The organism is Bradyrhizobium sp. UNPF46, from assembly GCF_006658625.1.
Classification (GTDB): domain Bacteria; phylum Pseudomonadota; class Alphaproteobacteria; order Rhizobiales; family Xanthobacteraceae; genus Bradyrhizobium; species Bradyrhizobium nitroreducens.
The window spans coordinates 24,943-35,765 of the sequence record NZ_LFJB01000013.1 but is presented as its reverse complement, the minus strand read 5'-3'; the positions used below and the strand labels follow the sequence as shown (position 1 = coordinate 35,765).

At 62.9% G+C, this 10,823-nt stretch carries 11 protein-coding genes; 7 read left to right on the top strand and 4 right to left on the bottom strand.

Annotated elements, in window-relative coordinates; translation table 11 throughout:
- Both UNPF46_RS07515 and UNPF46_RS07510 read left to right on the top strand, forming a co-directional pair.
- Window positions 1–278: glycosyltransferase family 9 protein (locus UNPF46_RS07515; RefSeq protein WP_142249562.1), on the top strand; the 278-nt coding region annotated here is incomplete at its 5' end.
- A 39-nt stretch (window positions 279–317) separates the two neighbouring features.
- Window positions 318–710 (top strand): hypothetical protein, encoded by a 393-nt coding sequence (locus tag UNPF46_RS07510; protein WP_142249561.1) that lies wholly within the window; start codon window positions 318–320, stop codon window positions 708–710.
- Between the two features lie 314 nt (window positions 711–1,024).
- Here UNPF46_RS07510 and UNPF46_RS07505 read toward each other — a convergent pair whose 3' ends face one another.
- From UNPF46_RS07505 to UNPF46_RS07490, 4 genes are all read right to left on the bottom strand, one after another.
- On the bottom strand, window positions 1,025–2,050 hold the full coding sequence (locus UNPF46_RS07505; protein ID WP_142249560.1) for an ABC transporter permease: 1,026 nt from the start codon (window positions 2,048–2,050) through the stop codon (window positions 1,025–1,027).
- A gap of 11 nt (window positions 2,051–2,061) precedes the next feature.
- Entirely contained in the window at window positions 2,062–3,564 is a 1,503-nt protein-coding gene (locus tag UNPF46_RS07500; RefSeq protein WP_142249559.1) for a sugar ABC transporter ATP-binding protein, read from the bottom strand.
- A gap of 6 nt (window positions 3,565–3,570) precedes the next feature.
- The gene (locus UNPF46_RS07495; protein WP_018320172.1) at window positions 3,571–4,593 is read right to left on the bottom strand and encodes a sugar ABC transporter substrate-binding protein; all 1,023 of its coding nucleotides are present in this window, start codon (window positions 4,591–4,593) and stop codon (window positions 3,571–3,573) included.
- 141 nt (window positions 4,594–4,734) lie between these two features.
- The gene (locus UNPF46_RS07490) at window positions 4,735–5,139 is read right to left on the bottom strand and encodes a globin (protein WP_142249558.1); all 405 of its coding nucleotides are present in this window, start codon (window positions 5,137–5,139) and stop codon (window positions 4,735–4,737) included.
- 482 nt (window positions 5,140–5,621) lie between these two features.
- Between UNPF46_RS07490 and UNPF46_RS07485 the strand changes: the two genes are divergently transcribed.
- The 5 genes from UNPF46_RS07485 to UNPF46_RS07465 all read left to right on the top strand — a co-directional run bounded on the left by UNPF46_RS07485 (window position 5,622) and on the right by UNPF46_RS07465 (window position 10,806).
- A complete protein-coding gene (locus UNPF46_RS07485) occupies window positions 5,622–6,008 on the top strand; it encodes a DUF2946 domain-containing protein (RefSeq protein WP_142249557.1) in 387 nt (128 codons plus the stop codon).
- A gap of 95 nt (window positions 6,009–6,103) precedes the next feature.
- Window positions 6,104–8,509, top strand: a complete 2,406-nt coding sequence (locus UNPF46_RS07480) for a TonB-dependent receptor family protein (protein WP_142249556.1) — start codon at window positions 6,104–6,106, stop codon at window positions 8,507–8,509.
- Window positions 8,510–8,535: 26 nt separating this feature from the next.
- Window positions 8,536–9,747, top strand: a complete 1,212-nt coding sequence (locus UNPF46_RS07475; protein ID WP_142249555.1) for a sialidase family protein — start codon at window positions 8,536–8,538, stop codon at window positions 9,745–9,747.
- Window positions 9,744–10,241, top strand: coding sequence for a TlpA family protein disulfide reductase (locus tag UNPF46_RS07470; protein ID WP_142249554.1), 498 nt, complete (start codon window positions 9,744–9,746; stop codon window positions 10,239–10,241). Before UNPF46_RS07475 ends, UNPF46_RS07470 begins: the two co-directional genes overlap by 4 nt.
- A 28-nt stretch (window positions 10,242–10,269) precedes the next feature.
- On the top strand, window positions 10,270–10,806 hold the full coding sequence (locus UNPF46_RS07465) for a copper chaperone PCu(A)C (protein WP_100179710.1): 537 nt from the start codon (window positions 10,270–10,272) through the stop codon (window positions 10,804–10,806).
- Window positions 10,807–10,823 lie beyond the last annotated feature (17 nt).

Below are 10,823 nucleotides of genomic sequence, written 5' to 3'. Positions count from 1 at the left end.
TGATTTCTTGCCTTGATCTCGTCATCACTGTGGATACCAGCGTGGCTCATGTGTCAGCCGCGCTTGGGAAACCGACCTGGATTTTGTTGCCTTTCATGCCGGACTACCGCTGGCTTCGCCACCGTGAAGACAGTCCTTGGTATCCGACCGTTCGCCTCTTCAGGCAAAACGAGGGTCGGGAGTATGGCAGCGTCATCGATCGGGTGCGCCGAGACTTGCAACGTATGATCGGCAGCGAGCTGGACCGGGAAGAACAGACAGGCAGTGCCCGCTTGTGACCCGTTGCGGACCTCGCGGAGAGTTGGCATTGTCATGCGATGCTTAACGATCTGCCTGCCGATATACGTACATGGTCGCTCTCGTTGGCGATCTATTGCATGGCATGCATCGGCGCGACCGCCTGCACCATCGTGGTGGGACGGAGCATTATGTTCGAGCAGGTCCCAGCCAACATTGATGCACCCGAGATCATCGAAGCCAACATCTATGATCGTGCGGAGGTCAGCGACGCGCAAGGTCTGCAGGGGGTATTGTTGACTGCACACGTTCATCGGGTGATCAAGGGATCGACCAAAACAGACACCGTGAAGATACTTTTGTACAAAGGCTGCCCCCGCGCTGCTGGGGGACACGGCATCATCCTCGGCTATATGCAGAGCGATCCGCTGCTCGGTCCCGTGCTGATACCGAAGGACCACTTAGTCCGCTGATGGCCCAACTCGGAAGTGAGGCAAAGCGCGGCTTTTGCGCTGCTATTGGAGGAGAAGCGGACATTGCGGGAGGCAGGTATCTCATGACTCCACCCCACAGTCGGAAATCTTGAGTAGAGGGTCTGCATTCGTTTGGCATCCCGTCTCCCCCGTCCTTGAGCGCGGCGAACTCGTAACTTCCACTGTGTTTTGCCTGTCGGGTCAAATGCCGGTGCGATCGCGGTCATGCTATTGCGGCTTCAATAAGCACCTGAATTCCCTTATAGTTTCTACTGTGCATGGGGTTGTTTTCGCACTTTTTGCTTTGACGCCGTCTACTCCGCCGCCTTTTCCCTCAAGCGCTGTGCGTAGACGTTGATGACCAGCGCTGCCAGCAGGATCAGGCCGCGGATCAGGATCTTCAGGAAGCTGTCGATGTTGACGTGATCGAGGCCGTTGTTGAGAACACCAAGAACGAAAAGCCCGACGATGGTGTTGCCGATGCCGCCGCGGCCGCCGAACAGGCTGGTGCCGCCGACCACGACGGCGGCAATGGAGTCGAGCAAATAGGTGTCGAACTCGTTCTGCTGCGCGCTGCCGAAATGGGCGACGCCGAGCATGCCGCCGATGCCGGAGCACACCGCCGAGATCACCATCACGCTGCCCAGGATGAGCTTGACGTTGAGGCCGGAATATTCGGCCGCCTCACGGTTGCCGCCGACCATGTAGACGTAGCGGCCGAAGCGCGTGTAGGTCAGCACCAGATGGCCGCCGAGCAGCATCACCGCAGCGACGATGACGAGCCAGGGAATGCCCGCGATCGAGCCGGAGCCTAGCGTCGTGATCATATCAGGCACCTTGTAGGCGATCTGGCCGCGCACCAAGAGCGCCGAGATGCCGGCGGCGATCTGCATCATCGCGAGCGTCATGATGAAGGAGGGGATGCCGATCACGGTCAGCCCCAGCGCGTTGACGAGGCCGAGCAGGGCGCAGAGCAGGATCGACAGGATGATCGCGACTGCGCCGGGCAGCGGGATGTTGGCGATGTTGACGTAGGATTCCTGCAACGTGAAATAGGCGACCGCGATGCCGGTGACGTTGGCGATGCTGGCGATCGACAAGTCGATCTCGGCGCAGAGGATCACGAAGGTGAGGCCGACCGCGATGATACCGGTGACCGACACTTGCGTCAGGATGTTGCCGAGATTGTCCAGCGTCGCGAAGGAGGGGCTGGCGAAGGCGAAGAAGCCGGACAGGAAGATCAGGGTCAGGAACGGGGCGATGTTGCGCATCTGCGAGCGCAGGAAGGGCGCAAGGCCCCGTGCCCGCCGCTCCCCCGCCAAAGCCGTCTCGCTGCTCATGTGCTTCTCCGTCACGCCGCTTCCAGCAGGCGGTCCTTGCTGACCGGCTCGTTCTTGAATTCGCGCACCATCGCGCCGCGCTTGAGCACGAGGATGCGGTCGGCCAGCGACAGCACCGTTTCCGGCTCGGTCGACAGCACGATGATCGCGAGCCCTTTTGTGCGGAGGTCGCGGACGATGTTGATGACGTCGTTCTTGGCGCCGACATCCATGCCGCGGGTCGGCTCGCACAGCACCAGCAGCTTGGGCGGGTAGGTCAGCCATTTCGCCAGCGCAACCTTCTGCTGGTTGCCGCCGGAGAGCATGCCGAGGTCGAGGCCGACCACCGGCGGCCGGATCTGCAACTGCTCGACCTGACGCTTTGCGATATCGCGCTCCTGCGCCGGCTTGAGCAGCAGGGACGAGATGCGGTCGAGAATGCTGATCGAGATGTTCTTGTAGACCGGCTCCTGGTGAAACAGCATGTCGCGCCGGCTCTCCGGCACCAGCGCCACGCCGGCGCGCCGCGCCGCCGCCGTGCTGGCAAAGGTCTTCGGCGCGCCGTCGACGAGAAGCGTCCCTGCGTCTGGCTTCAGCTTGCCGAACAGGATGCGGGACAATTCCTGTTGCCCGCAGCCCATGAAGCCGTAGATGCCGAGCACCTCGCCGGCGCGGGCCTCGAAGGAGATGTCCTTCAGGCTGCGCGCCAGCGACAGCTGGTCGACCTTCAGCACCACTGGGCTGGCGCTCGGCTGCGGCAGCATCAGATCGTCGCTGTAGCTGTGCTCGAGCGCCTCGCCGCCGCGGCCGATCATGGCCTCGATCAGCGCGCCCTTGCTGGTCGCAGCGCTCGCGGTCTCCGCGACCTTCCGCCCGTTGCGGAACACGGTCACGGTGTCGGACACAAGCAGGATGTCCTCGATGAAATGCGAGATGAAGACGATTGCGGTGCCCTCTTCGCGCAGCCGCCGCAGCGTCGCGAACAGCCGCTCGACCTCGGGCGGGGAGAGGGCGGAGGTCGGCTCGTCCAGGATGACGATGCGGGCGCCGGAGAACAGCACGCGGGCGATCTCGATCAGCTGCTGCAGGCCGATCGAGAGGTCGCCGAGCCGGCTCATCGGATCGACGTCGAGACCCAGTCGTGCCAGCTGCTCGCCGGCCTCGCGTGCCATCCGCCGCCATTGCACCAGGCCCAGGGCATTGGTCGGCTGATTGCCGAGAAAGACGTTCTCGGCGACCGTGAGGTCAGGCGCGACCGAGAGCTCCTGATGCACCATGGCGATGCCGGCCGCGTGCGCGTCGCGCGCCGAGCGGAAATGCGTCTCCGCGCCGTCGATCAGGAAGCGGCCGGAGAATTCGGTGTGCACGCCGGCGATGATCTTCATCAGCGTGCTCTTGCCGGCGCCGTTCTCGCCGACGAGACCGTGGATCTCGCCGGGATAGAGCGCGAAGTCGACACCACGAAGCGCCTCGACGCCGCCGAAGCTCTTCGTGATGCCCTGCAGTTCAAGGATGGGCGAACGCACCTCGGGCATGAAAGTTCAGATCAGGAAATGATCCTGCATCCATTGCATCCCGGCGGCGTTGGCCTTGGTCACGACCGGGCCGTCGGTGACGACGTTCTTGGGAATGCCCTGGCCGCTCTTCTCGCCGCCGACCACGGCGGAGACGCCCGCGATGATGGCGCCGCCATGGATGCGGCAGGAGGGATTGCGGACGGTCGCGAACATGCGCCCTTCGCTCACCGCCTGGATCGCCGGCGGCATGGCGTCGACGCCGCCGATCAGGATGTTGGTGCGGCCCCGGGCCTTCATGATGTTGGCGGCGGCCAGCGCCATGTCGTCATTGTGGAAGAACGCCGCATCGATCTGCGGGTACTTGGTCAGATAGGTTTCCCAGAGGCGTGCGGTCTTGGAGACGTCCCAGTCGGCGGGCTGGGTATCGAGCACCTCGATCCCGGGGAATTGCTTCACCGTGTTGGTGAAGCCTTTTGCCCGCCCTTGCGCGCCAGTGTGGCCGAGCGCGCCCTGCGTCATGATGATCTTGCCCTTGCCGCCCATCGCATTGCACAGCGCCTGGGTCACCGAGGCGCCCATGAATTCGTTGTCGGGCGCGAGGAATGAGTGGACATTGATCTGGTCGAGCGGCGCAATCAGCGTGTCCATGTCGATCACGGGCGTACCGGCATCGATCATCTTCTGCACGGGCTGGGTGAGGGTGCCGATGCCGAAGGCCTGGATGGCGACGAAGTCCCATTTCTGCGAAGCCATGTTGTCGATCGCCGCGCGCTGCTTCACCGCATCGAGCTGGCCGTCGAACCAGGTGACCTCGACGTTGAACAGCTTGCCCCAGAATTCGGCGGCCTGCTTTCCTTGCGCGCACCATGTCGCCTGAAGGCCCGCATTGGAGAACGCCGCCTTCAGCGGCTTCTCGCTGCGTCCGACCTCGGCTGCCAATGCGGGGTTTATGCCCATGCTGCCGAGAAGGGCAGCTCCGGCGCCGGCGGTCGCGGCCGCCTGAAGAAGATCGCGCCTCGTCGTCGAGAAATCTTTCGTCCCGGACATCGCTCGCTCCCATAATGTCTTGTCGTCGGCGCGTCATTGATTGCGCGACCGATGGCCGAAAGTGTCTCACAAGAGTTGGCATCACTCAATCTGCAATCACTCGCCGCGCTCGCAGCAACCGCGTTGGTGCAGCGCAAAGCGTCAGGCCGTCGCGCCGGCGAATGCGTCGATGTCGGCGAGCAGCTGATCCCAGGCGTGTGCGATCTCGCTGGACCATTCTTCGCCGAGCAGATCGCGCAAGCTATCCCTGATCACGGCGAAGAACGCGATGAACAGCTCGCGCGGCGTGCCGTAGCCATCGTGCGAGGTCGCCTCGCACGCGATCAGCCGGAAATGTCCGCTGCGCGCACAGGCGAAATCGAGAATCGCCTCGATCGTCAGCGCGAGCATCGATCCCTTCACCAACTCGCTGCCTTGCGAGCGGAACATCGCCTGCGTTTCGGGATGCGCGTCGAACAGGCGTTGATAGACGAGGGGCGTGAGATCCGTGCAGCGCGAGGCCGCGAGTTCGAAGCTGATTTCGATCGGATTGGACGAAGCATTCATCGGCGCTTCAGCCTTGCCAACAAACCTTGCAGACAAAAAAAGAGCGGGGCCCTGGCCCCGCTCAAAAATTGTGTCGACCCTATTATCCCCGATCTTAAGATTTGATCTTGATTGACGGGGCGACGCTGCATTTTGCGCGCCAGGGGCTCCTCCCGAGACTTGGACCACCAGACTTGAACCTCACGGCCAGCCTGAGCGAGAGGGATGCTAGATCAACTTTTCTCACTTGTCATCATTTTCGGCAACGAATGTTCAAAATTCGATCAATTGACGAAATGATCGGGCGCCTGATCCCGCAAGTATATGATAAATATACGAAATCTGTGGATGGCGGGTTGGCTTGACGTGCCTCAAATGCCCAACCCGGTGGCCGTGCTGGGGTACCGCGGTGACGGTTTTCTCCAAATTTGCGCTGGGCCAAGAAGACGGCGGAACTGACCTCGACTTGGGGGCGGCACGGTGTTTAGTTAGTGGACGAACGAATGGTTCGGCGGATGCGCGCTCGGCTTCAAAAATTCCTGCCCCTGGTCCTGCTCGCCCTGGCGATGCAGGTGCTGGCGCCGATTGCCGCCTGCTGGGCGACCGGCCAGGCCATTGCCGATCCGCTGTCTGCCGGCGTCATCTGCCACAGCGCGAACGAGCAGGGCGGCCTGAGCGATCAGACCGGCGGGCCGACCGCGCATGCCGGCGCCTGCGCCCTGTGTTGCCTGGCCCAGGCCAACGCCTCGCTCGATTCGCCGACGCACACGACACCCCCGATTCCCGTCCGCCATGCCGAGCGCGTGGTGTGGCATCCGGCCCAAGCGTTCGCCATCGCCGCGCCCGAGGGCTCGATCGCCCAGGCGCGCGCCCCACCTCAATTTTCCTGACCTAGCGACAAACCGAGCCGTTGGCGCGCACCGTTGCTGGGCCGACGGCGTGCTCAATGGACCGGCCGACGCGCCGGATGTCAGGAATTCAAGTGATGTTACGCATACGTGCGATCGGAAGCGCGGGCTTGCCCGTGCTTGTCGGACTGCTGTCCCCGGTCGGTTCAGACGCGCTCGCCCAGGCTGCCTCGGAGGCGATTCCCGCTGTGACGGTTGAAGCGCAGGAGAGGTCCCGTCCCAAGCCCATTACTCGGCCCTCGCGACAGCGCTCCGCTTCGACGGCCCGCGCAGCGCGGCCGGTGGCACGGAACGCGACCGATGGCGCCGAGAGGCAAAACAATACGGCGAGCGCCGGCGAAGCGCGGGCTGGCCTCAACCAGTCGCCGGCCGGACAGACCACAACCACCGTCGATCGCAGCCAGTTCGACAGTCGCCCGTCGTTTTCGGTCAGCGACGTCTTGCGGGACAGCCCGGGCATCTCGATCAAGCAGGGTAACGGCCCCCGGGATCTCGGCATTTCGATTCGGGGCTCCAACGCCCGGAACGGCTTCGGCATCCGCAATCTCGTGATCTTCGAGGACGGCTTCCCGGTGACGCAGCCGGACGGCCTGTCGCGCAGCGATCTGATCGACCCCCACGCCTATGGCGCGATCGACGTGATCCGCGGCCCCTCGTCGGCGCTCTACGGCAATTACGCGACCGGCGGCGCGCTCAATTTCCGCACGCGGCCGGGCGGCACGATCGACGGCGTCGAATATGGCGTCGACGGCGGCAGCTACGGCTACCTCAACAATTACCTGGCGGCCGGCAAGAAGGTCGGGAATTTCGAGGGCTCGCTGTTCGCCAGCGACACCAGGGGCGATGGTTATATCGGCAATAGCTGGTTCAACACCCAGACCGTCAACTTCCTCGGCACGCTCAAGGCGACGCCGGACGACCGCTTTACGGTCAAGATCATCAACAACGACCTCAGCGCGCGGCTGCCGCTGCGGCAGTCGCTGAATCAGTTCTACACCAATCCCTTCCAGCAGGGTTGTACGACCGGCACAGGGGCGGCCGGATGTCCCACCGTGTCTCTTTTCAACAACGGCTTCAACGGCGGCAAGGACACCGAGACAGCCACGCAAGCCGGGCTCGGGCGGAACGATCGCCGAACCATCGTTGGCGGCCGATGGGAGCACGACTTCGACAACACGATGACCTGGCGCAACCAGTTCGTGTTCGACGACCGGAACATCAGCCAGCCCACCGGCGCGACCAGCACGATCGGCGATTTTCCGTCGTATAATTACATGAGCGACATCACCAAGCGGGGCGAAATCTTCGGCATGGAGTCCACCACGTTGGTGGGCGCCTGGTACAATACGCTGGTGGCGTCGAGCGATACGCGCAACGTGATGCCGGGCGGAAACGCCACGCTGGGACTGATCTCGGCTAACACCTACAGCGATACGTCCAATTACGGCATACGGGCGAGGGAGGAATTGAAGCTCACGCCGGACCTCACCGCGATCGCCGGAATTGGATGGGAGACCACCATCCTGAAGGGCGTCAACACTCTCTACAAGTACAACACGTTCAACGTTCCGGTGGCGACGATACCTGCGCCCACCACCGTCAATCGCACGATCGAGAACACCGCGCCTGAATTTGCTCTGCTCTACAGGCTCAATCAGGAATGGCAGTTTCGCGGACGGGTCGCGACGGGGTATGGAACGCCGCAGGTGTCGAATCTGTTCGTTCTTCCGAACGGTGATTTCGGCAACAACACTCAGCTCCAGACGCAAACCAATGTCGGCTATGACCTCGGCTTTGATTGGACGCCAAGCAACGCGGTCAAGCTGAGTGCGACGGCGTTCTACGAGTTCTTCCGGAATGAGCTGGTCAACCAAGCCGCTAGCAATCCCAGCGCCAGCAACGCGACCTATACGTTCAACGCGCCGCGCTCAGAACATCGCGGCATCGAGCTCGCCGCGGACTGGAAGTTCCATCCCGGCTGGCGGTTCATGGCGGCGTACACCTATCTCGACGAGGTCTATACCGAATATGTCGAGAACATCACCAATGGCGCCGTGTTCAGCTTCAACCGTGCCGGTAACAAGATCCCTGGCATCTCGCCCAACGAGCTGACCGCTCGAATTGGCTATGACGAGTTCGCCGGGCCGCTGGCCGGCCTCGGTGGCTTCGTCGAGGTCCAGTGGAAGGACTCCTTCTACATGGACAACGCCAATCTCTTGAAGGCGCCGGGCTATGAACTGGTCAATGTCAACGTGCACTACAAGACCGACCTCGCGTCCGACACGTTCAGATCCCTGAACCTGTTTCTCGAAGTCAGGAACGTGTTCGACCGTACCTACGTCGCCTCTGCGAACAACATCTCCAATACGGTTACGGGGGCCGGCCTTCAAAATCCTGCGAGCGTGCTCGCAAACACGACGGGATCGATCTATGCGGGCTCGCCGCGCACATTCGTTGCGGGTATGAAGGTGGCGTTCAAATGATCCGGGCTCTCGAAGGGAGTAGGGCGGTGATGCGAACCGGCTTGTCCGCCATAATCGCCCTCGCATTCGTCCAAGGTACGGCGCTTGGACAGATGCGGGCACCGACCGCATCGGAAGCGGCCTGCGAGGAGCCGACGCTGCGCTGTGCGACCAAGGCTACGCCCGCCTTCGGTCCTGACGGGACGCTGTGGCTGGTCTGGATGGCGGGAGGGCAGGTCTCGGTCGCGAGTTCGCAGGATGCGGGCCGCAGTTTTTCGGCGCCGACCCATGTCACGACCAGGCGGCTGAATCTCGATTGGGGTCCGGACGCGCGGCCGAAGATCGTGGTCGATCGCAAGGGCGGTATCGCGCTCGCGTTCTCGACCTTCCGGGATGAGGCCTTCAACGGAGAAGTATTTTACACGCGCTCGGCCGACGGCGGGAAGAGCTTCGCGGAGCCGAAGCCCATCACCGGCAACACCGAGAGCCAGCGTTTTGAGGCGCTGGCGCTCGATCAGGATGGAACGGTCTTTGCGGCCTGGCTCGACAAGCGCAATCGTGTCCCAGCGAAAGAGGCGGGGCGCAAGTACGAGGGTGCGGCACTGTTCTTTGCCTCCTCGCGTGACGGCGGTGCCACCTACGCGGAGGCTGCTCTCGCGCGCGAGGGCACCTGCGAATGCTGCCGTTTGGGGCTGGCATTCGCGGCGCCCGGGCGGCCGGTTGCGATATTCAGGAACATCTTTGAGGGCGGCGTACGCGACCACGCGGTCATGACCTTCACGGACGTCGCGACTCCAGGTGAGGTCCGCCGAATCAGCAATGACGATTGGCAGATCAATGCCTGTCCGCATCATGGGCCGAGCCTCACCGTTGCGCCGAACGGGACCTATCATGTGGTCTGGTACACGAACGGGAAGACGCGAAAGGGACTGTTCTATGCGCACTCGCGCGACGAAGGCCGCAGCTTCTCCACGCCCATGGCGCTGGGGCAGCCGGGCCGCAATCCGACGCGGCCCTTCGTGCTTTCGGGTCCTGCGGGGACGGTGATGGTCTGGAAGGAGTTCGACGGCGAGAAGACCTCGGTCCAGATGACGCTTTCCCGCGACGACGGCGAGACGTGGTCGCCGCCGAAGACGATAGCGAGCACGAGCGACACCTCCGATCACCCCTTGCTGATCTCCAACGGCAAGCAGACCTACTTGTCGTGGATGACGAAGGCGGACGGCTATCGGCTTACAGCCATCGAGGACCAGCCATGAGATTTCGATTTGCAGGCCTTGCCGGCCTTGTCGCTCTGATCGCTTCAGCGGCTGCGCTCGCCGCATCTCCAGCCCTGAAGCCATTCGAGCGCGGGACCTGGCAAAGCGTCCTCAGGGGACATGCCGGCCGCCCGGTGCTCGTGCATTTCTGGGGCGTAACCTGCGGCCCCTGCAAGGTCGAGCTGCCCTTGCTCGGGCAGTTCGCCAAGGATCACCCAGACGTCGACGTCGTCACCGTCAGCGCCGATCTTGTGCCGAACCTGCCGGCGGCAACGCAATCGATGCTCGACAAGGCGGGTCTGTCGTCGACCGAGAACTTCATCTTCAACGACGGCTTCGTCGAGCGCTTGCGGTTCGAGATCGACCCGGCCTGGCAGGGCGACATTCCCAGGACCATGCTGATCTCCCGGGAAGGGACCGTCACGACGATCGAAGGCTCGGCTGAAATGGCCGATCTCGAAAAATGGTCGGCACAACAAAACTCAAAACACTGAAGCTCAAGTCTGCAAAGGGAAGACCGACATGAAGACCATCTCGAAAAACGTGCTGCTCGCTGCGTTTGCTCTTGCGATCTCCGCGGCACCGGCGCTCGCCGACGACGTCAAGGCCGGCGATCTCGTCATCTCGCAGGCGTGGAGCCGGGCGACACCGGGCGGCGCCAAGGTCGCGGGCGGCTATCTCGTCATCGAGAACAAGGGGACGACGCCGGACAGGCTGGTCAGCGTGTCAGCTGATATCGCCGGCAAGTCCGAAATCCACGAGATGGCAATGGACAACGGCGTGATGAAGATGCGTCCGCTCGACAAGGGGCTCGCCATCGATCCCGGCAAGACGGTGAAGTTCGCGCCCGGCGGCTATCATTTGATGCTGCAGGAGCTCAAGGGGCCGTTCAAGCAGGGCGACAAGGTGCCGGTGACGCTGCAATTCGAGAAGGCCGGCAAGGTCGCCGTCTCCCTCGACGTCCAGGGCGTCGGTGCGCAGGCCCCCGGTGATGCCGGGCATTCCGGTCACATGGACATGAAGAAGATGCCGGACCATTCGGGAATGAAAATGAAATGAGACTGATACGGACTCTC

Excerpts from the sequence above, each read along its gene's own strand:
- UNPF46_RS07510 (WP_142249561.1), top strand. The coding sequence starts at position 318 with ATGCTTAACGATCTGCCTGCCGATATACGTACATGGTCGCTCTCGTTG.
- UNPF46_RS07505 (WP_142249560.1), bottom strand. The coding sequence starts at position 2,050 with ATGAGCAGCGAGACGGCTTTGGCGGGGGAGCGGCGGGCACGGGGCCTT.
- UNPF46_RS07500 (WP_142249559.1), bottom strand. The coding sequence starts at position 3,564 with ATGCCCGAGGTGCGTTCGCCCATCCTTGAACTGCAGGGCATCACGAAG.
- UNPF46_RS07495 (WP_018320172.1), bottom strand. The coding sequence starts at position 4,593 with ATGTCCGGGACGAAAGATTTCTCGACGACGAGGCGCGATCTTCTTCAG.
- UNPF46_RS07490 (WP_142249558.1), bottom strand. The coding sequence starts at position 5,139 with ATGAATGCTTCGTCCAATCCGATCGAAATCAGCTTCGAACTCGCGGCC.
- UNPF46_RS07485 (WP_142249557.1), top strand. The coding sequence starts at position 5,622 with ATGGTTCGGCGGATGCGCGCTCGGCTTCAAAAATTCCTGCCCCTGGTC.
- UNPF46_RS07480 (WP_142249556.1), top strand. The coding sequence starts at position 6,104 with ATGTTACGCATACGTGCGATCGGAAGCGCGGGCTTGCCCGTGCTTGTC.
- UNPF46_RS07470 (WP_142249554.1), top strand. The coding sequence starts at position 9,744 with ATGAGATTTCGATTTGCAGGCCTTGCCGGCCTTGTCGCTCTGATCGCT.
- UNPF46_RS07465 (WP_100179710.1), top strand. The coding sequence starts at position 10,270 with ATGAAGACCATCTCGAAAAACGTGCTGCTCGCTGCGTTTGCTCTTGCG.